Genomic DNA, 18632 nt, shown 5'->3' with positions numbered 1-18632 from the left:
TAAGTCGATCATGAAATCCCTTAAAAATGAATGGTCTTTGTTTTTGGAAGCCTTCCATGGTGAAGAGAACGAAGAAAACGCGGAAACCCAAGAAGCGGTTCGCGAGCCGATGGATCTTGAAGAAATTCGTCGCATGACGAAAGCTTTGCTCGAGGATCGAAAAAAGCTCAACCAAAAGATGGAATCCTTATCAAAAGAGATCGACATCAATTCAGCAAAGCTTGAAAGTTTGCGTCTTGTCGGCGGAGAAGATCAAGAAACCTTGCAACGTATCCATGAGCTTCATGATTTGGGGCAGGGAATTGCAACGGCGTTAACAAAGCTCGATCTGCGTTTGCGCTCAATCCGTGAACAAGAAGATCAAATCAACGAAGAGATGATCTCGTAATGGTGGCCTTGCTGTTGGCTCCACTAGCAATAGCGGGGGAGCTTTCCCTTTCCGGTCGAGTCATTGCGGTTCATCGCGATCGTTTAAGTGATTTCTATTTTATCAAAATGCAAGGAATGTCGATGGCATTGCAATCTCCTCCTGGAGAGGTTTATCAATGCTTGCGCCAAGGTTTAAACACACAAGAGCTTCTTAAGTTTACCTTTGATCCCAAAACCTTAAAGATCTCCGAGTGCCAGCCGCAAAACTTGGCTTCGACTACCGCTCCCGACCTTTAAGTTCTTTCCATTCACGAAGTTTACGAATGCTTTGTTGTAAAACGGTCTCTAAGATCACCAGTTCTTTTTTAGTCGGTGTGTTTTGTAAAAGCATGCGGCGAAGAACGGTAAAGACATTGATCTTTCTTTGCCGAGTTAGATCAAAGCCCATTTCTTCTAACCATGTTTTCAAGGTGGCTTCAGGATCAATGCCCTCAATTCCTTGAGGCGCCCGGCGTGCTTTACCGCCATCTAAGCGAGTGCGTGTGCCACCCCATTTAAGGCGCAAAGTGTACATTCCTAACAAACACGCTTGAGCCAAATTCAGGCTCCAATTGGCGCCAAAAGTGGGCAAACAAGCGCAGTGATTCACGTACTCAAGATCTTCGGCCGCTAAGCCCCAGTCCTCAGGGCCGAAAACTAAATGCACGACATAAGGTTCCTCAGAGGAAACTTGAAATTGGGGAGCATGAGTTGCCACATCCGTCAGAACTTCTTCAATATCGCGAACCTGGCGGCCTTTGCCATCACGAGCCGTAAACGCAATCTTAATGCTTTCTGGTTCCTTCGCCATGAAGTCTTCCCAGCTGGCATAAGTGGTGCGGTTTTGTAAGCCGTGTTGGCCGGTGGCCGCTGTTTGCTGAGCCTCGTAGGTGATTTCACAAGCAGGATTAATCAGAATTAGTTTTTCAACACCCATATTGGACATCGCACGCGAAGTCGCGCCGATATTTCGTTCATAGATCGTGCGCACTAAGACAATGCGCACTTCAAAGGGACGTTTTGGGGTCATTTACAGTTGTCCTGATAACAGAAGTCCGTCGCGAATCACGGCTTCGGTGTTTTTATCCTTTTTTGAAAGTGCATTCAGTTTTTCTTCCAATTTCGGAATCAGGCTTGAATTCGCAGCACGGGCTTTCAAAAGTTCTAAAGCTTCTAATGACAGAAGCCAGTCTTCCGGGAAAGCAGTATTGTGCGTATTTAAAACTTTTTCCAAGGATTGATGCAGTTCTTCGCCTGAAGTTCGACCTTCGCGCAACTGACGAATCATGCCGTAATCTTTATGGCGAAGCAGCTCCTGCTCGGAATATTTCGGTGTGGGCACGCGTTTAGCGACAAAGTCCGTTGTTTCGCCGTAAGCGATGCGATCTGCGGGGCCACCAAAAACAGAAACAATTTCAGATCCCAAGGCCATGTCGAAAGTTCCCCATTCTGGCGCGAATAAAACGCGATCTTGGAAGGTGGCTTTGGCATCGGTTAAGGTCAGGATTAAAGTCTTTCCATTTTGAGTGACTCGATTTTGAACTTTGCCCGCGACAACCACGCCGGAGGTGTATTCCAGGCGCACGGTTTTGCCGTTTTCGGCTCCCAGTTCTTTCCACTGACTGTCGGTAAGTTTTGCCGGAGATGTTTGGGGGAATTGTTTAAAGAATCCCACCGGAGTTCCAAAACCATGAGCGTGATAGTCTTTGCCATGCCCGGAAAGCTCTTTATCCGCAAAACACAATTGCGAAGGACCATTAAGGCGCAAGTAAGCGATTTTCTGGTCTGCTGTGGTGATGGCTTCAATAATTTGGCCAGAGATTTGTAAACCGGAATCAAGCTCTGCCGAATTGACGGATTGAGCTTGAATGGCTTTGTTAATACCGGCAAGACCCCCGATACGGTAAGCCATTTTTGAAGCCATTTCCTCTAGGACACGCGACAAAGTTTTAAAATCAGGCGTCACAAAGAGTTGCGGTTGAGGCTCGGTGATATCGTAAGTGGTCGCAATGCAATCCACGGTTAAAGGGATTTTCTTAACGTGTGAACCTAGGCACCATTTCGCTTCGCCGACGCTTGAAAGCAAGCCCGCACCGAAAAGTTTTGGATTATCCAAAGTCCCAATAAGCCCGTATTCTGCCGTCCACCAATTCATGCGTGAAAGCTCGGTCGCTTCCGAAACATGGGAGATATTTTTGGTGACGCGGTCTAAGTTTTCTTCGGCGGCTTTGATTTCCGCCACTGTCGAAGTGGGATTTTCCTTAATATCCGAAAGCTCGCGAATCGCTTCGTACAGATCTAAATCTTCTTTGCTGATGATCGCCTTTTTGGCGATTTGCGCGTATTCCTGCAAGTACTTCGAAAATTCGGGATGAATTAAAATCGGTGCATGTCCTGCGGCTTCGTGAACAATATCAGGGGCCGGGGTGTAAAGAAGATGATCCAAGGTGCGCATGTCTGAAGCGACGGGCAATACGCCTAAGGATTGCAATTCCATAAAGGCGGCCGGTGGAATAAATCCACTGACCGGCATCGCCCGCCAGCCGAATTTTTTTAATTTTTCGCTGATATGATTAATGTGCGGAATTTCTTCGACGTTAATGCCGGTTTTTTCTAAACCTTCGACGTAGCATTCATGCGCGTGTTTAGAAAGATAAGCCTTTAATTGGCGTAAGATATAGCGCCACACGGCTTGATCTACAGGAGTGTACTTTTCGTAGTGTTGTTCTACGACATATTTACGCAAATGCTGGGGAAGAAACTCCGTCTCCATAGTCATCACACCTTAAAGTGAAGGGTCGTCTTTAGACAAATAATTTTGCACGTAATCCGCGACGGCTTTTTCCAAAGGCCATTTTGAAGGACTCATGCCTGCGGCTTTCCATTTATCCGTTTTTGCCTCGGTGAAGTATTGATATTGACCGCGGATATTTTCAGGCATTTCAAGCCAGTTGATCTTCATGTCTTTTTTCATCGCTGTGAAAACAGCACTGGCTAAATCCAACCAAGAGCGAGGTTTACCAAACCCCATATTGTAAATTCCGTTGGCGGGTTTTTTTTCCATCAATTCCATCATCCAACCGGTGACGTCTTTGACATAAACGAAATCGCGCATAAATTCGCCGTCTTTGTATTCTGGATTTGCGGATTTAAATAATCCCAAAGCGCCATTGTCTTTGATTTGGTTGTAGGCTTTGAAGGCAACGCTCGACATAGACTCTTTGTGGTACTCATTGGGACCAAAGACATTGAAAAATTTTAAACCGTACCAATGCGGAGGCGTGGTGGTTTGTTTGACGGCCCAGCGATCGAAAAGAACTTTGGATTCGCCGTAAAGATTGAGTGGACGCAATTTTTCTGAATCGGTGGTGTCGTCAAAGCCTAGCTCGCCCGCTCCGTAAGTGGCGGCACTGGAAGCATAGATCATCGATTTTTTAAACTTCGCGCACCATTCAAAAATACGTTGGGTGTAGTAAGTGTTATTTTCCCAAAGAAACTCTTTATTGGTTTCGGTGGTGGAAGAACAGGCCCCCATATGGATGATCCAAGTAACTTTGAGCTGTGCTTCCGGGGTGTCCAGAAAAGACCAAAGTTCATCTTTGCCTAAAAACTTAGTGATCTGGCGCTTTTTAAGAAGGTTGCGTTCATGAAGGCCCACAGAGTCCACAGCGACGATGTCAGTAAGTCCTTTTTGGTTTAATTCCCACACCATCACACTGCCGATAAAGCCATTGGCGCCTGTAACTATAATCATCGGATTCTCCTAAAGAAAAACACCCTATTATAGACCCGGTTTTGGCACAAGGAAACGACCTGTTTTTCGGTCGGCTGACTGCGACAAGGGGCTTGGCAATCCAGAAAAAAATACTTAAAACAAGGCCCTAGCTGAAACCAGTTCGATCTGGGGCGGCATAGGCGTTGCTTTAGCACAGTCCGATTGGGAGGCGATGAGTGCTTATTACTTCACCGCGATTTTTCAGAATCTCATTGTTAGTGCTGACCCTGGGGGTGGTTCTAACAGCTTGGCGGGTTGAGGAGGAGAAATCCAGACTTAAAACCGTGGAGGAGTATTGGGCCGAAACGGGCCTAAGTTCATCGTCTTTGATGGACCTGATTGATGGTCAAGTTTGTGCGACTTCCGAGCGCTATTTCTTAGCCTGCGTGAATGCAATTACCAACGTGGCAGGTCGCTTTGATCTGGGCTTAAATGCCGAAGGCAAGCTTGTTCCTTTAAGCCAATCCCTTTCAAAATCAAAAAATTCTGAAAAAGCGCAACTCGAGCCGTGGAAAAAGCTTTTCCGCGGAGACCTAAACAAAGCGCAAAGCATTTCCTTTGAAAGTTCGTGGAAAGAACTAGAAGCCAACTATTTTTCGCCTGAACAAAAAGCGATGATGGTGGGCCTGGGTTTGAACGGATTTATTTCTGTTTTCCGTGATCCGCACACCTATTTCATGCCGGTATCGCAATTCAAAGAGGTGGTATCGAAGGCGGACAATCGTTCGACATCCCTGGGTATGAGCTTAGCTTTGTCTGGTGACGAGCATGTTGTACGCAAAGTGATCGAGGGCAGTCCGGCGAAGCGTTCGGGTGTGCTTAAAGGTGATGTTTTGATTTCGATCAATGGCGAGTCGGTCAAAGATATGACCCAAGCGCGCGTGTATGAACTTTTGCGCGGGGAGATCGGGGATCGCACGACGATCTTTATTCGTCGTGGGGACACAGAAAAGAAGTTTCGTTTATTGCGACGTGAAATCACCGTGGCGACAGTTTCAACTCGCATCATTGATGGGATTAAACCTATTGCGGTGATTGGCGTAAATAAATTTGCAAAAGGCGCCTGCCTGAAAGTGAAAGAATCTTTGGGTATTGCACAAAGAGCCGGCGTCCGTGGATTGTTATTGGATTTGCGTGACAATCCTGGTGGCCAAATGGAAGAAGCGGCTTGCGTGACAAGTCTTTTTGTTGGTGCTGAAAAACGGATCTTTGAAATCCGTTACCTAGAGTCCGGCAAAAAAGCGGAGGCCTATTACGGTGGTGAAGAAAAAGTCACCGATTTGCCTTTAGCGGTTTTGGTGAACGCTTCTTCAGCCAGTGCGGCGGAAATCGTGGCGGGATCTTTAAGAGATTTCGGTCGGGGTGTCCTTGTGGGTGAAAGAACTTTTGGCAAAGGTTCTTTCCAAGAGGGCGAATACTGGTCACAGAATAAAAATATCGCCCTTTTTGAAACCAAAGGTTTCTATTACCTGCCATCAGGAAGATCACCACAAATGAAGGGTTTAGAGCCTGACGTGGCGGTTAACTTTGATCGCATCGATGTGGTTCGCGAGTCAGATCAGTTTGTGAATCCATTAAAAGCCCCGGAACGTAAAGTTCAAAACGTGGCTAAGATGTATGAAGAATCAAAGTGTTTACAGATTGAAGACGGGGTGCCAGTGGACGACGCCCAGCTTTCACGCGCAAGAGAAATTTTATTTTGTACGAATAATGTGGCAAGAGCAGGTTTATGATCACGACGTCCTTATTTAAGCATAAGTTCATCCCCGCTAAGAAAAAGTCAGACAATCTGATGATTGTTTTGCATGGTCGCGGGGACAGCATTAAGCCGTTTTCTTCGTTTAACGAAGAGCTGAACATTCCCGAGATGAATTATCTTTTACTGAATGCTCCACGTAAATTTATGGATGGTTATACTTGGTATGGGGAACCTCCCTATCAAGGCAATGGCGTGCTTAAAATTCGCGAAAAGCTGTTTGATCTTTTAAATGATCTTGAAAATCAAGGTTGGGATTCTAAAAAGATTTTCTTTTTCGGTTTTTCCCAAGGCTGCCTGATCAGTGCGGATGTGGGTTTAAATTATCCAAAAAAACTAGCGGGTGTGGTGGGTATCAGTGGATATTTTAATTTCTATCCACGCTGGCGCACCAATCTGTCTCAAGAGGCGATGAAAACGCCGTGGATGTTCACTCATGGCCATCAAGATGATGTTTTGCCATTAGAAGAAACCAAGTACGGCGTTGAAAAGTTAAAAGACGCAGGCCTTAAAGTATCTTGGGTTGAAATGGAAAAAGAGCACACGCTAGAAGAAGAAGAGTACCCGATCATCCGGAAGTGGGTGCGTGAGCAACTTAAAGGGCTTAGCTAAGGGCGGGCTCAGTAGAAATAAAAAAGGAGGCTTTGGCCTCCTTTTTTCGTTTTAGATAGACTCTTTATTTTCTTCCACCAGGCTTAACAGCTTCGCGTACAGATCCATCTTCACTGCGGGAGTGCTGTTGATCTCGCGATAATAACGACTGGTAAGGGCTTCGGGCATTCCCGCATTATCAAAGACCAAGCGATCGATGATTTTTTGGATTTGCTCCATGGGGAGACCTTTTTTCTTAGCCGAAATCAGCTCATCCACCATTTCAATCAAGGCATTGCCGGTGATACGTTTGGTGGTATTGAGTTTTTCCGATCTTTCTGCAAGGCCTTTAATGATAGTGTCGGGCTTTTGCTTTCCGGCAGCGGCTTTGACCATTTGTTTGTAAAGGTTTTGGAAGTTTTCAATGTGACGACGTTGTTTTTCACCCATGCGCGCGTCACGAGCTTTCGCAAAACCAGAGAGAATGGTTTTAAAGAAAACACTTTCTTCCATTTTGCGATCTTCAAAAGCCGCCGTGCCCGTCGCTAAAAAGCGTGGTAGGTCTTTCATAATATTGCGCATATTATAAAGGGCGGCGTGATTCACACCATCGGCGACTTTTTCAACTGATCCGCTGATTTTTGCGCGTTCAAAGAAAGAAAACTCTTTATCGAATTTATGGAAAAGATCACCGCTTGCCAAAATATTCTCGCGTTGGGCTTCGTTAAAGCCCATACGGTAAAGCAAGCGTTCAGAGCGTTTTTGCGTGAACTTTTTGTCGAAAGCGATCACCGCCGGATGTTGGGCAAAGGAGCGCAATGATTTTTTCTTTTTAGTTTTAAGGTAATCCACCATTTGCGCAAAAACTTGCACGATCAAGCGGGCTTTCGCGCGCTGTTCATTTAAATTGGTAGAAAATCTTTCGACGTCATCATAACGATATTTATCATGACGAATGCCGAATTGACGAACGCTGCCGTAATCAATAATACCCGCGTCCGCTAAAACGTTATCTCCATCCCAGTCTAACCAGGCAAAGATATAATCGATATCCAATTTTGCAGTGAAATCTGCAAACGAATCGCTGATATAATGAAGCATTTCATCGTAACGAGCTGTTGTCTTGGTCGTGATATCCCAGACTCTGTTATCGACCTGGCGATCAATAAGATAGTCGGTGGCCCCTTTTAACAGATCATAACGTTCTTGCTTTAAATATAAAAATAAATGCGCCGGGCGAATCAGGTTTTTAGCGGCGCGAACGCCGATGCCGTAACCTTTTCCCAAATCAATAATACAAAGAACTCGTTCGGTGTTGATGCCTTGCAAGTGCATGATCTCGGCTAAGATTGAAGCGCCGAAAAGCTCGTCAATTTCTGCTAGGCCACATCCATAACCGAATTCTGTGCCTCCGGTTTTTAGGGGACGGGCCGCAGCCACGGCACCCGGGGCAAGACAAGTTACGCCTGTGCCACGACTGGAAACATCCCAGGTTGTTCCGCGATAATAAGCGGTTCCATTCCAAATACCGCGGCCATCGCCGGAAGTCTTACCTTGTTTATTAGCGTGTTGCAGTTGCAGATAGCGAGTCGCCATATAGCGATGAGGACGAATTGTTTTGGGATCAATGCGACGTTGAGAAATCTCGTCGTATTCATTGATGATTTGGATAGAAAAAGTTTCGATTAATTTTTTTTCTAATTCCTCAGTCATTTGATGAGGATGATCTGCGGGGATCAGTCCCATTTCTTTAGCCAAGATGAAATTGAAATAGGCGACTTTGCCTGTTTCAAGGGCTCGGACCCTGTAGGAGACGTAGCCTTCTTTGACCGCATCCATCCAAGGATGTACGCCATTAAGTTGATCAAAAGATGAATAGAAGTTTGCCAGTTCTCTGAGCTTTCGAGCGCCGCTATGTTTCATCGTCATGTTGATCCACACTCCTTGTAGAAAAATGAGACAGTCTTCATATCGGGCGGACTGGTCCTACACTTTAATATTAAGCCCTAAAAAAGTTATGCCGAATACTAGACTGGTACTTGGTCTGATCTAGAAAGGGATATTTCATGACAACATTCGGCTCACTCTTGATGACACTTCTTGCGACGACATCTTTTGCTTTCAAAAGTGAAGCTCCGGGAAAACTTCTACGTCCCAATTTCAAAGAAGCGCCCGAATGTTCAAGTCGGCCCGAGTTTTTATCTGAAGTGCGCACGGATTTTTCAAGTTCGCTCACGCACTTGCCACAGACTTTATTAGTGGCCCGAGATGTTGAGTACTACGTTGAAGGCAAACGCGGTGAAGACGCCGTGAAGCTTCATGGTTATCAGTCTTTCGTAAAGAAGAATGCCCAAGTGGTGTGTGGGAAGCCGACCCCGATGGGGGAGCGCTTTTCTTTAGTGGCGCCCACGTTGATCGATAACAATCAGAAGCCTAAAGTCGGTCAAAGTCTGTGGCAGTTTCAAATCATGACCGAAGGAAACAAAGTTTCTTTTTGGAATTTGAAGAGCTCTTCTTTCGGGGCAGAGCCTAATCTTGAAAACCTTTTGAAGGCGTCAGGAGCGACTTATAAGGTTTATCAGCGCTCTCATGATGAATTTGAACTTTTAGTGACCAAAAAAGAAGGCGAGATCACCCAGTATCTTTCGATCCGCTATGATTCTATTGGCAACGCCAAAGCTCATAACTAGTTTTTAGCTATTTAACTAAAACGGTGGCAAAGCCGCCATAAGGCGTTCGTAGGTTTGTGACCTGACCCTGGTAAAGACGCGCAATAATCAGCTGTAAGCGTCCTTGGTAAGCATAGCAGCGCAAATCATACTTAAAGGCCTGCGGGCCTTCTGGCGTCGTGTAAGTGATTTCTGGCGCTGGGACGTATTCTTGGGCAATCATGTCTTGGCCCATCATCTCTTCAAAGGTGCGACGACTGATCGAAGCCCCGCGATAAGACTGCTTAGAGCCAAAGGCGTTCTTGGGTTTAAAAAAAAGTTTTTTGCGGTTGGCCCAAATCTCGGGGCCCTTGTCCGGACAAATATCGTAAGCTAGCGGCACTGTTTGGCGCAGCAAAGCTAAATCCTCCCCTTGCAAACCGTGAGATTCTAAAAACCCGGGCTGACCCCAGTCGATCATCCGTTGCTTGTCCGCGAGTAAGAAATATTCAAACGGGTTCGGCGAAAAACACACATCGCGATTTAAGAATTTTTCGCGTAAAAGCTTGTCGCGCTCTTCGTCCAAGAAGAAATCTGTGTGGCGGTTGTAGATAAATTCAGGATCAAAATTTTCAAAAACCTCACGAAAATCTTCGATATGACAATTCCAACCGAAAGATTTGAACAGCTCTTGATACACAAGGAACTCGATATACAAACGTTGCTCTGAAGGATTTTCATCGATGATCGCGATCTTGAGGTCGTCGCGCACGGTTTTTCCTTGCAGCTTCATTTCTTCACGAATGCTGGCGCCAATTTCAGCTAAGCTAAAATCCGGGACCGGCAAAGGATGATTTTTTGAAGCATACATCTGATGCCCTAAAACCAAGAAAGCCGCATTGGTATTGATTTCGATCAGTTTTAAATTCTGATTTTCATCGACGTGAAAATCATAGCTCATCATGATCGATTTATTTCCAGGATCTTTAATGCCGCGAGCGTTGAGCTGATCTTGATAGTGTGCGATGTAGGAAGGTTTTTCGCGCAATGCAAATATCAACTCGATAGAGCGTTGTGCTTGTTCTACCACTTTTGCCGGTAAATCCACGGCAAAATGGGAAATCAAATTATCCGAAACAAGATCTTCCATGGGCCGCGATTCCAAGCCTGGAAAAGAAGTCTTTAACTGCTGAATAAACGCGGCTTTGGGTGTCATTACTTTAATGGGGTGATGTGCATATCACCTTTTTTCCAACCGGCTTGGCATAATTCGCCTGTTTGGCACCCTTGCAGCACACGCAAGATTTCTTTAGCGTCGCGTCCGACAGAAGTGTTGTGAATTCCCATGTATTGAATTTTTTGGTCTGGATCGATGATGAAAGTGGCGCGCGTCGCGATGCCGCGGTCTTCAATCAAAACACCGTAATCGCGAGCAATGCGTTTTGTAAGATCCGCTAAAAGAGGGTAGCCCAAGTTTCCAAGATCATCGCGCAACCAACGTTTGTGCGAATGAACAGAGTCCACGCTGCAGCCCATAACAACGGCGCCAGCTTTTTCAAACTCTGGCAGGTGTTCGCGGAATTGCGTCAATTCCGTGGGGCAAACGAAGGTAAAATCCAAAGGATAGAAAAACAACACAACCCATTCGCCTTTATAATCATTTAAGGAGATTTCTTTAACCTCTCCCGAATCAAAGACGGCCTGAGAGGTAAAGTTAGGCGCGATGTGATTAATCATTGGCATAGACACTGTCTCCTTGCATCTGCTAAATAATGGCTCTGGAAGGCATCGAAACTCAAGGAGAAACTGTGAAAATCATCTCTTGGAACGTGAATGGAATTCGCGCTACTTACAAAAAAGGATTGATGGATTTTGTTCGGTCGGAAAAACCAGATATTTTCTGCGTTCAAGAAACCAAGGCTCACATTGATCAGGTCGAGGAGGAGGCCAAGAAGTTGGGCTGGAATCACTCTTACTGGTCTTCAGCGGTTAAAAAGGGTTATTCAGGTGTGGCCACGTTCACCAATGACGAGCCCAAACATGTTCAGTTTCACTTTAATGATATTCCTGAGTATGAATCTGAAGGCCGTATTGTAATGACGGATCATGGGCCCTTTGATTTGTATAATATTTATTTTCCTAATGGGGGCTCAGGAATTGAGCGCCATAACTTCAAGCAAAAATTTTTAAAAGATCTGAATCATCACTTGAAAGAAAAGCTGGCGACCGGTCGTCAAGTTGTGGTGGTGGGGGATTACAACGTGGCTCATGAGGCCATTGACGTTCATGACCCGATTCGTCTTTCCAAAGAAAGCGGCTTTTTACCTGAAGAGCGCGCGTGGTTTGATGATTTCTTGGATTTGGGTTTTATCGACACCTTCCGTTATTTGAAATCTTCAGAGGCGAAGCGTTATTCATGGTGGGATATGCGCACATTTGCCCGCGTTTCTAATAAGGGTTGGAGAATTGATTACATTTGTATTTCAAAAGGGCTTGAGAAAAATCTGGTCTCCGCAGATATTCTGGACCAAGTTCAAGGCTCGGATCACTGCCCGGTGGTAGCGAATTTTGAGTTTTAGAAAGGACCGCCCATGGTCATGATTCCTTTTCCCATGGTGATTGCCGAATTTTTGATTTTCTTTTTCGCCGTGAAACAATGGGGCTTTTTAAATACGCTCGGACTTTATTTGTTGCCATGCTTATTGGGTTTCGTGATCGTTTCTGTGGTGGGCCGTTTGGCGATGTACAACCTGCAAAATTCTATGCGCGGTGGGCAGCTTCCGGGGAATCAATTGCTCAGTTCGGGCGCGGTGTTTATATCCGGGATTCTTTTTTTAGTGCCGTCTTTTTTTGCGCGGGTTTTAGCCGTGATTTTATTTTTGCCCGGTCTTCGTCATTTGGCGATTTGGAAATTTAAATCTTTCTTGGCCAAAAAGATGGCGCAAGGTTCTGGCGGATTCCAATTTGGTGGACCTTTTGGTTTTGGCGGTGGCACCGGGGGCTTTAGGACTTATCAGTATCGCACCCGCAATCATGGGTTTGACGAACCTTCCGCGGGTGAACGCGAGGTGCGTGAAGCCAATGTTTTAGATGTCACCCCAATCAAAGTGACTCATGAAGAGAAAAAAAACGAAACGCCAGAATAAACCTTGGTCCAGTTCAAGGGGCCTGGACCAAAGTTTTAGATATTAATACTTCCTCGTATTCGACCGACAAGTGAGATCAGGAGACTTCAATGAATCTACTCATCTTATGCTTTGTCGGCGTCGTGCTTTTTGGTTTAGTGGCGATGGCTATTAATATTTATAATGGTTTAATTTCGCTTCGTAATCAGCTTGAAAGAGCCTGGTCAAATATAGATGTCGTGCTAAAGCAGCGTTTTGACGAAATCCCACAACTTATCCAAGTGATCGAACAGTACGTTGGGTACGAATCAGATCTTCTTAAAAACTTGGCGCAAGCGCGCAGTCACTATGGATCTGCCCGCAATGTTTCAGAAAAAATCGAAGCTTCCCGCGAGATGAGCTTTGCTCTTCAAGGTGTTATCGCCATTGGTGAGGCTTACCCTGATTTAAAATCAAATCAAAACTTCGTCCAATTACAGTCCCGCGTGTCCGCTTTAGAGAATATGATCTCGGATCGTCGCGAAACTTATAATGAGGCGGTTGCCAATTTCAACACGCGTATTGATCAATTTCCAGATGTATTTGCGGCAAGAATTTTAAACTATCAACGCCAAGATATGTTCCAGGCTACTGAACTTGAAAGACAAGCTCCAAGCTTAAAAATGAACTTACCAAATTTAAAAAAGGGCGCCTAGATAAATGGCTTCTGGCTTTGAGGTGATCGCAGGACTTATATTTGCCGGCGGCGGGCTGGTGTTTCACTCGGTGCGTGCGCATCGACGTCTACGCACATTTTCCGATACGCCTCGTTCGAAAGCGGAATCTGCACCTCAAGGTTTTGTAGAACTTGAAGGTTTTGCGTGGCCAGCCAACGAAACTTTTCGCAATGGTGAAGATCAAGAGGCCGTTTATTACAGTCTGCTTTTACAGCGCGAAGAAACCCAAGGTTCGGGAAAGAATCGACGCAAAACCTGGAAGACCATCTACACCTATGTTCACAATGAAATGTTTTACTTAGTCGACCCCACGGGACTTGTAGCTTTGGATTTGAACAATGCTGAAATAAATTTAGAATCCGCGCGCACCCGTCACTGGAAGTCCCTGAATGAAAAAGAGCAAATGAAAGTGGCGGCGATTATTCCCAAGGATGTACCGGGATTTCCACCTACCAAAGGTTTTTTTGGATTGTTTTCGTCGAAATATCGCATCGTTGAAAATGAAATCTTAGTGGGATGTCCGTTATTTGCTCAAGGTGATTTTCGTGGATTTGAAGGCGAAAGTTATTCTGTAAAACTTCAAGGTTTGACGGGCTTCAGTGAAAAAGTATTTGATAAAATGTCACGCCAACCAAAAAATCGAAACGGTTTGTTGGACTCTAACCGTGACGGAAAAGTATCGGCCGAAGAGCTGCGCCGAGGCTCGGTTATAACGGCGGGGATTGCGCGAAAAAAAGCCGGTGGTGATTTTTCCGTCGAAGTGGATTATCAAGTCCACGGAAATTTAGGAAGTATCCCTGAAAGAAAGCTTTTTTTGGCGGATACGTCGGAAGAACATATATCCTTACGTCTGAGACGATGGTTGTGGCCCAAGTTTGGCGCTGGGGCCGCGATGGTGGCGTTGGGTGTGGTTCTGATGGTAAATCCTTCTCTAAAATTTATGACCAAAAGGCAAAATGTTCGTCAGCCTGCGCACCAGGCTCCCTCGACAGCCGTATTAAAGCATGAAATGTGTGTGCGGGGGGACTTAGCGGCTTGTCAGTTCCTGGTGGATTATCAGCACCAATTTCGAATTCCGCCGGCCAACGTTGTTTATTACCAACGAAAATTATCTGGTAAAAAATAGAACACCAGATTCATAATACGGGAATGCCTACACGTTCACCTTTTCATGATTTTGATTTAATTAAAACCTATTTTCGCGAAATCCTTGCGGCAGAGGATGTGGCATTAGATATGAAATACGCCACGACCGACAACTTTATGAATCAAGACGTCTATGCGGGCTTTAGTCGCTGTTTTTTAGCTCCACTGGCTTTTGAGATGTTTTCTAAAGCACGTGCGGAACTTCGTGCAAAGCATCCGGACTTACAGTTTTTAATCTGGGACACCTTACGCCCCCGCAGCGTGCAAGCGCAGTTCTATTCGCATCTTGAAGGCACACCTTTTCAAAATTATGTAGCAGCCCCGCAGCCCGGTTCTTTGCATAATTTCGGCATGGCCATGGATTTGACGTTGCAATATAAAGGCGGCCCGCAATTAGATATGGGCACGGGCTTTGATGATTTCCGTGATCTGGCGCAGCCTAAATTAGAACAAAAGTTTTTTGCGAGCGGAGAGCTGACAGAAGAGCAGCTTAAAAATCGTCTATTGTTGCGAACCTTGATGGAAAACCACGGCTTTAAGGTCTTAGACCACGAGTGGTGGCATTTTAATGCCCTCCCCAAAGACAAAGTCCACGGGCATTTTGTGATATTAGAATAACGAGCGACCTCTACGGCGGCCCATCTAGAACCTTTTAGTACATTTCCTAGGTACGAAAACCAGGGGTTTTAATCAATGCGATGACAGTTGAAATCCGTAATCCAGAATGCTCCGTTTCTGAAGGCATCAACTGGAAACGCAGGGTTATCTTTACTTACAGAAAAATCCATTGCAAAAATATTATTCCATACGTGCATCACGCCTGCGTTATCTACTTCAATTTCCGTCGCGCTTTCGATCATTTCAATGGGAGCACCGTGTGCCAAAGAAGTGATTACTATCTTTCCATGTCCATCTTCTTGAAAAATTTGAGCTAAGGCATCATTTCCAAAAATATCTCCACCATGGCATTCAGCAACTTGGGATGCGAAAGAAATTGAGGGGGCGAAGAGGTCGTCTTCAACGAAGACGTTTGGCGTGCTGATGGCGATTATCTTGTAGGGACATCCTAGATAGTCTGTATATTTATCGGCCACCTTTTTATCAATCACGGTCTCAGAATATTTGGCCTCAACGCAAAGCCAAGGTTTTTTATCTCGTACAATAAGGAAGTCTATTTCCTGCTTTTCCTTATTGCGCAGATAGAAAAGCTCAAACGCCCCTTCACCCGTGTCAGTCCAGAAATTACAAGCCTTCAGCAAATGACTGGCTACCATATTTTCAAATTTAATACCTGGAGAGTCTATTTCCGTCCAATCGTAAAGATAGATTTTGCCTTCTTTTTTTAGCGAACGGGGAATAGATTTCGTCCAAGGTTTTAATTCAAAAAAATAAAATAACTCATTCAGATATTTCAACCAACGTGAAACGGTGTCATGCGAAACCTCTAAATCTTCGCGCAGGCTTTGAATGCTTAAAGGACTGCCGATTTTATCAGGCAAAAGACTTACCAGCATCTCAACTTGGCTCAATTCAGGGATACGGCTTAGATCGCGAAGGTCTTCGCGAATGATTTTTTCCGTCCACCCGGATCTCCATAGACGATGAATCTTTTCAGAATTAGCGAAATAAGGTTCTGGAAATCCACTGAACTTAAAAAGTCTTTCCAAAATTTTTTGGTTATGAGGCTTGCTGTCTTTTTTGAATATGGCTTTTAACCACGCATCCGGATTTAATGCCATAGCTTGCGAAAGGAACTTTCATCCCAGTTTTTATATATAAAAGCGTCCGTATCTGCGGCGTAGCTTTTGGATAAAGTCGTTTTGCCGACTTGGCGAGGTCCTGAAATAAAGGCCATTTTATGGCGTTTAAGAGCTAATGAAGCGATTTCGTTATAGAGATAGCGCTTTTTTTCCATTCACGACCTCCCTGACTATTTTCAGGGAAGGCGCGAATTTGGTCGGATTGAGAGCTAATGACTCGCAGAAGAAATCACGCGGTCTGTCATCGGTGTTGAAACCACCGGACCGAAATACTTACGGAACATGCTTTGTCCTAGGTGCGCAGATTTCACTGTCCAGAATTTTTTATTCACGGTGATCGCGGCCACGGCGATTTTGCGTTCACCATCCAGCGCGTAACCCACAAACCAATCCACACGGCCACGTGGATTATCACCCGTTAAGTGACCTGTTTTTCCACCCATTTCGATTTCACGGAATTTGCGATCTTTTAAAATCGGACGGAAGGAGCGGCGAGATGTTCCGGCCGTGACAGTTTGTTCCATCAATTCGCGCACTTTTGCTGCGGACTCTTTGGTCATGATCGGACCTTTATTCATCGTGCTGCCTTCATACAAAGAATTGCCCGAAGAAGCTTGGGCTTTGCGTACGAAATATGGAATCACAACTTCACCGTCATTGGCGACTGCGGCCGCAATCATCGCGCCTTGAACCGGGCTCATGCGATTGGATTTATTAAAACCAGAAGCCGCTTCGGCAAGTTCAAAACCTTTTTCCGGTGGGATGTAGGCGACTCCCATATCCACAGGGAAGTCTGAAGGAATGTCTTGATTGAACATAAAGCGATTGGCGTATTCGTTTAAGTCCTCGGGATGTAAGTTTTCAATGCTTAAGCGACCAAATGCCGTGTTGATAGAACGAGCAAAAGCATCACGCAATGAAATCACATTCGTCCAACGAGTCACGCGATCTGAAAGCACGTTTTTTTTGTAAAGCGTGTAAGCGCCACCGTTGTAACGGATTTTATGTTCAGGAAGAACGCCGGCTTTATCAACCGCCGCCGTCGCAGTCACAACTTTAAAAACTGAAGCGGCGGGGAAAGTCGCTTGCAGATTTAGGTTCGGTGCTTGCGGGTCATCACGTTGAAAGCTTGCCATCGTCAAAACTTCACCAGTCATCGCGTCGATCATAAAGATCGCACCGTAATCAGGTTTGTAAGACTTCAGTAAGCGATCTGCTTCTTTTTGCAGATTCGGATCAATCGTGTATGTCATGGTGACAGCTTGATTGTCCCCATTCCATGGGATCTCTACCTTTTCAGGAAATTGATTATTGCGAACGTGTTCGCCAATCGCTTTTGAAAATTGAGAACGAAGTTCAAGTTGATTTAAAATTTTTCGGTGCGCTTGAGATTCTTCGGTTTCAAATGCCGAAACACCCAAAAGAGAATAGAGGCCTAAAAGGCACACGCCTGAAAATGCGAATAGTTTTAATAGCTTATGATTATTTCTGGGATGCATCTTTTCATGGTAGCACCAAAAAATAACCACTTTCAAGGCCAATCTCGAACTAAGACAGAACTAATATGCCGGAAAGCTTCTTCTAGAGCCCATTTCAAGGCTATTCGTGCGTGACTCCTCGAGGGACTTAGACTAAAGACTGGAATACATGAAGACCAAAGAACGTATTCTAATGACCTCTGTCGATTTGTTTAACCGAAGTGGGGTCGTCGCCGTCACGACCAATCACATTGCGAAGGCCATGAATATCAGCCCGGGCAATCTGTATTTTCACTATGACAACAAAGAAGAAATTTTAGAAGAGTTGTTCCGTCGTATGGCGAAAGAAACCTACGATGTTTGGCGCCCTCGTCGCACCAAAAAATACACCCCATTGGGCTTCATCAACGAAAACTTCGAACTTTATTGGAAGTATCGTTTCTTTCATCGCGAAATGTATGCGCTTCGCCGTAAAGATCCACAGCTTGCAAAAATGTGGCGTGACCATATTCAAAAAATGATGAAGTTAATGGTCATTCTTTACCGTCACTGGGTGAAGGACGGCAAAATGGCAAAGATCGCCGAAGTTTCAGAAATGCAGTATATTGCCGAGTCTTTGCTGGCGATGTCGACAACGTTCTTGCAGTTCTTTGAATCTGCGGAAAAGACAGCCGGAAAACGCAGTATCGAGCGTGGTAAACGTCACGTGGCTCGTTTGCTTTTGCCTTACACGGCTGGCGAAACAAAAGACGAGTTTGAAAAATTTCTTAAGTCCTAGCCTAAAATGTCACCTCTAATAGCCCTAAAAGCTATCTGAGGTGGCAAGAACCTTGCTTTTACGGTTGCTCACAAACTGAAAGGTTCTTGCTTTGATGAAGTCTCTTGTGACCCTGATTTTCACTTTTTTAATCGCTGTTACTGCTTCGGCAGTGACCGCCCCAGATGCGGCTTCATGCTCTCAGTTGAAGCAAGAATTAAAGGCGATGCAAAAAGCCCAACAAGTGATGATGACAAGCCTCGTGAACAATCACGAAACATTTGCCACCGCTCTTGAAGAATATGCGGTAAAACCCGCAGCTAAGCCCATGCAAAAATCGGCAGAAGCTTTTCGTCATCGCGGTCTTCAAGGTAAAAAAATGGCCCATCAGTTAAACCAAGCGACCGCGGACTTGATTGCTCGCGTGTCGGCCTGTTTGTAATTCCGATATTTATCTTCTGACCACTTCTCG

Annotated in this window: 21 protein-coding genes; 12 read left to right on the top strand and 9 right to left on the bottom strand. The window is 45.2% G+C overall.

Annotated features, from left to right (window positions below; genetic code table 11):
* Positions 1–10: 10 nt before the first annotated feature.
* Together AZI86_RS04570 and AZI86_RS04565 are read left to right on the top strand one after the other, a co-directional pair.
* Positions 11–388, top strand: coding sequence for a hypothetical protein (locus tag AZI86_RS04570; RefSeq protein ID WP_253715730.1), 378 nt, complete (start codon positions 11–13; stop codon positions 386–388).
* Positions 388–666: a hypothetical protein gene (locus AZI86_RS04565; protein WP_061833899.1), complete on the top strand. Its 279-nt coding sequence runs from the start codon at positions 388–390 to the stop codon at positions 664–666. The genes AZI86_RS04570 and AZI86_RS04565 overlap by 1 nt, the downstream gene beginning before the upstream one ends.
* On the opposite strand, the gene AZI86_RS04560 is transcribed toward AZI86_RS04565, so the two are convergent.
* The 3 genes from AZI86_RS04560 to rfaD are packed head-to-tail and all read right to left on the bottom strand — an operon-like array spanning position 647 to position 4162.
* Positions 647–1438 carry a TrmH family RNA methyltransferase gene (locus tag AZI86_RS04560; RefSeq protein ID WP_061833898.1) on the bottom strand — a complete coding sequence of 264 codons (792 nt, stop codon included), beginning with the start codon at positions 1436–1438 and terminating at the stop codon, positions 647–649. The two genes, AZI86_RS04565 and AZI86_RS04560, sit on opposite strands and share 20 nt — an antisense overlap.
* The gene (locus AZI86_RS04555) at positions 1439–3181 is read right to left on the bottom strand and encodes an aromatic amino acid hydroxylase (RefSeq protein ID WP_061833897.1); all 1743 of its coding nucleotides are present in this window, start codon (positions 3179–3181) and stop codon (positions 1439–1441) included.
* Between the two features lie 12 nt (positions 3182–3193).
* On the bottom strand, positions 3194–4162 hold the full coding sequence (gene rfaD, locus AZI86_RS04550) for an ADP-glyceromanno-heptose 6-epimerase (protein ID WP_061833896.1): 969 nt from the start codon (positions 4160–4162) through the stop codon (positions 3194–3196).
* 197 nt (positions 4163–4359) lie between these two features.
* Between rfaD and AZI86_RS04545 the strand changes: the two genes are divergently transcribed.
* Complete coding sequence (locus tag AZI86_RS04545) at positions 4360–5916, top strand: S41 family peptidase (protein WP_253715728.1); 1557 nt, start codon at positions 4360–4362, stop codon at positions 5914–5916.
* Positions 5913–6551, top strand: a complete 639-nt coding sequence (locus AZI86_RS04540; protein ID WP_061833895.1) for an alpha/beta hydrolase — start codon at positions 5913–5915, stop codon at positions 6549–6551. Before AZI86_RS04545 ends, AZI86_RS04540 begins: the two co-directional genes overlap by 4 nt.
* 51 nt (positions 6552–6602) lie before the next feature.
* On the opposite strand, the gene AZI86_RS04535 is transcribed toward AZI86_RS04540, so the two are convergent.
* A complete protein-coding gene (locus tag AZI86_RS04535; RefSeq protein ID WP_061833894.1) occupies positions 6603–8459 on the bottom strand; it encodes a hypothetical protein in 1857 nt (618 codons plus the stop codon).
* 137 nt (positions 8460–8596) lie between these two features.
* Here AZI86_RS04535 and AZI86_RS04530 point away from each other — a divergent pair, with 137 nt between their 5' ends.
* Positions 8597–9220 (top strand): hypothetical protein, encoded by a 624-nt coding sequence (locus AZI86_RS04530; RefSeq protein WP_061833893.1) that lies wholly within the window; start codon positions 8597–8599, stop codon positions 9218–9220.
* 7 nt (positions 9221–9227) lie between these two features.
* Here AZI86_RS04530 and AZI86_RS04525 read toward each other — a convergent pair whose 3' ends face one another.
* Together AZI86_RS04525 and AZI86_RS04520 are read right to left on the bottom strand one after the other, a co-directional pair.
* Positions 9228–10328 (bottom strand): hypothetical protein, encoded by a 1101-nt coding sequence (locus AZI86_RS04525; protein ID WP_253715726.1) that lies wholly within the window; start codon positions 10326–10328, stop codon positions 9228–9230.
* 65 nt (positions 10329–10393) lie between these two features.
* The gene (locus tag AZI86_RS04520; protein WP_081111781.1) at positions 10394–10921 is read right to left on the bottom strand and encodes a peroxiredoxin; all 528 of its coding nucleotides are present in this window, start codon (positions 10919–10921) and stop codon (positions 10394–10396) included.
* A gap of 65 nt (positions 10922–10986) precedes the next feature.
* Between AZI86_RS04520 and AZI86_RS04515 the strand changes: the two genes are divergently transcribed.
* The 5 genes from AZI86_RS04515 to AZI86_RS04495 all read left to right on the top strand — a co-directional run bounded on the left by AZI86_RS04515 (position 10987) and on the right by AZI86_RS04495 (position 14783).
* On the top strand, positions 10987–11757 hold the full coding sequence (locus tag AZI86_RS04515; protein WP_253715724.1) for an exodeoxyribonuclease III: 771 nt from the start codon (positions 10987–10989) through the stop codon (positions 11755–11757).
* 12 nt (positions 11758–11769) lie between these two features.
* The gene (locus AZI86_RS04510) at positions 11770–12324 is read left to right on the top strand and encodes an FxsA family protein (protein ID WP_061833889.1); all 555 of its coding nucleotides are present in this window, start codon (positions 11770–11772) and stop codon (positions 12322–12324) included.
* A gap of 89 nt (positions 12325–12413) precedes the next feature.
* A complete protein-coding gene (locus AZI86_RS04505) occupies positions 12414–12998 on the top strand; it encodes a LemA family protein (RefSeq protein WP_061833888.1) in 585 nt (194 codons plus the stop codon).
* A 4-nt stretch (positions 12999–13002) separates the two neighbouring features.
* A complete protein-coding gene (locus AZI86_RS04500) occupies positions 13003–14145 on the top strand; it encodes a hypothetical protein (protein WP_061833887.1) in 1143 nt (380 codons plus the stop codon).
* Between the two features lie 23 nt (positions 14146–14168).
* The gene (locus AZI86_RS04495; protein WP_061833886.1) at positions 14169–14783 is read left to right on the top strand and encodes a M15 family metallopeptidase; all 615 of its coding nucleotides are present in this window, start codon (positions 14169–14171) and stop codon (positions 14781–14783) included.
* Positions 14784–14851: 68 nt separating this feature from the next.
* On the opposite strand, the gene AZI86_RS04490 is transcribed toward AZI86_RS04495, so the two are convergent.
* The 3 genes from AZI86_RS04490 to AZI86_RS04480 are packed head-to-tail and all read right to left on the bottom strand — an operon-like array spanning position 14852 to position 17424.
* Positions 14852–15904, bottom strand: a complete 1053-nt coding sequence (locus AZI86_RS04490; protein WP_061833885.1) for an ATP-binding protein — start codon at positions 15902–15904, stop codon at positions 14852–14854.
* Positions 15895–16080 carry an AAA family ATPase gene (locus tag AZI86_RS04485; RefSeq protein ID WP_061833884.1) on the bottom strand — a complete coding sequence of 62 codons (186 nt, stop codon included), beginning with the start codon at positions 16078–16080 and terminating at the stop codon, positions 15895–15897. The genes AZI86_RS04490 and AZI86_RS04485 overlap by 10 nt, the downstream gene beginning before the upstream one ends.
* 54 nt (positions 16081–16134) lie before the next feature.
* Positions 16135–17424 (bottom strand): penicillin-binding transpeptidase domain-containing protein, encoded by a 1290-nt coding sequence (locus AZI86_RS04480; RefSeq protein WP_061835054.1) that lies wholly within the window; start codon positions 17422–17424, stop codon positions 16135–16137.
* Positions 17425–17572: 148 nt separating this feature from the next.
* On the opposite strand from AZI86_RS04480, the gene AZI86_RS04475 reads away from it, so the two are divergent.
* Together AZI86_RS04475 and AZI86_RS04470 are read left to right on the top strand one after the other, a co-directional pair.
* Positions 17573–18181: a TetR/AcrR family transcriptional regulator gene (locus tag AZI86_RS04475; protein ID WP_061833883.1), complete on the top strand. Its 609-nt coding sequence runs from the start codon at positions 17573–17575 to the stop codon at positions 18179–18181.
* Positions 18182–18275: 94 nt separating this feature from the next.
* The gene (locus AZI86_RS04470; RefSeq protein ID WP_061833882.1) at positions 18276–18602 is read left to right on the top strand and encodes a hypothetical protein; all 327 of its coding nucleotides are present in this window, start codon (positions 18276–18278) and stop codon (positions 18600–18602) included.
* Positions 18603–18632 lie beyond the last annotated feature (30 nt).

It is taken from the genome of Bdellovibrio bacteriovorus (assembly GCF_001592735.1).
Classification (GTDB): domain Bacteria; phylum Bdellovibrionota; class Bdellovibrionia; order Bdellovibrionales; family Bdellovibrionaceae; genus Bdellovibrio; species Bdellovibrio bacteriovorus_D.
Note: the sequence above shows the minus strand (reverse complement) of the source record. Positions and strands in the feature narration are given on the sequence as shown.

What these genes read in the sequence shown, in the direction of transcription:
- AZI86_RS04570 (WP_253715730.1), top strand. Translation starts at nt 11, where the DNA reads ATGAAATCCCTTAAAAATGAATGGTCTTTGTTTTTGGAAGCCTTCCAT.
- AZI86_RS04565 (WP_061833899.1), top strand. Translation starts at nt 388, where the DNA reads ATGGTGGCCTTGCTGTTGGCTCCACTAGCAATAGCGGGGGAGCTTTCC.
- AZI86_RS04560 (WP_061833898.1), bottom strand. Translation starts at nt 1,438, where the DNA reads ATGACCCCAAAACGTCCCTTTGAAGTGCGCATTGTCTTAGTGCGCACG.
- AZI86_RS04555 (WP_061833897.1), bottom strand. Translation starts at nt 3,181, where the DNA reads ATGGAGACGGAGTTTCTTCCCCAGCATTTGCGTAAATATGTCGTAGAA.
- rfaD (WP_061833896.1), bottom strand. Translation starts at nt 4,162, where the DNA reads ATGATTATAGTTACAGGCGCCAATGGCTTTATCGGCAGTGTGATGGTG.
- AZI86_RS04540 (WP_061833895.1), top strand. Translation starts at nt 5,913, where the DNA reads ATGATCACGACGTCCTTATTTAAGCATAAGTTCATCCCCGCTAAGAAA.
- AZI86_RS04535 (WP_061833894.1), bottom strand. Translation starts at nt 8,459, where the DNA reads ATGACGATGAAACATAGCGGCGCTCGAAAGCTCAGAGAACTGGCAAAC.
- AZI86_RS04530 (WP_061833893.1), top strand. Translation starts at nt 8,597, where the DNA reads ATGACAACATTCGGCTCACTCTTGATGACACTTCTTGCGACGACATCT.
- AZI86_RS04525 (WP_253715726.1), bottom strand. Translation starts at nt 10,328, where the DNA reads ATGGAAGATCTTGTTTCGGATAATTTGATTTCCCATTTTGCCGTGGAT.
- AZI86_RS04520 (WP_081111781.1), bottom strand. Translation starts at nt 10,921, where the DNA reads ATGCCAATGATTAATCACATCGCGCCTAACTTTACCTCTCAGGCCGTC.
- AZI86_RS04510 (WP_061833889.1), top strand. Translation starts at nt 11,770, where the DNA reads ATGGTCATGATTCCTTTTCCCATGGTGATTGCCGAATTTTTGATTTTC.
- AZI86_RS04505 (WP_061833888.1), top strand. Translation starts at nt 12,414, where the DNA reads ATGAATCTACTCATCTTATGCTTTGTCGGCGTCGTGCTTTTTGGTTTA.
- AZI86_RS04500 (WP_061833887.1), top strand. Translation starts at nt 13,003, where the DNA reads ATGGCTTCTGGCTTTGAGGTGATCGCAGGACTTATATTTGCCGGCGGC.
- AZI86_RS04495 (WP_061833886.1), top strand. Translation starts at nt 14,169, where the DNA reads ATGCCTACACGTTCACCTTTTCATGATTTTGATTTAATTAAAACCTAT.
- AZI86_RS04490 (WP_061833885.1), bottom strand. Translation starts at nt 15,904, where the DNA reads ATGGCATTAAATCCGGATGCGTGGTTAAAAGCCATATTCAAAAAAGAC.
- AZI86_RS04485 (WP_061833884.1), bottom strand. Translation starts at nt 16,080, where the DNA reads ATGGAAAAAAAGCGCTATCTCTATAACGAAATCGCTTCATTAGCTCTT.
- AZI86_RS04480 (WP_061835054.1), bottom strand. Translation starts at nt 17,424, where the DNA reads ATGCATCCCAGAAATAATCATAAGCTATTAAAACTATTCGCATTTTCA.
- AZI86_RS04475 (WP_061833883.1), top strand. Translation starts at nt 17,573, where the DNA reads ATGAAGACCAAAGAACGTATTCTAATGACCTCTGTCGATTTGTTTAAC.
- AZI86_RS04470 (WP_061833882.1), top strand. Translation starts at nt 18,276, where the DNA reads ATGAAGTCTCTTGTGACCCTGATTTTCACTTTTTTAATCGCTGTTACT.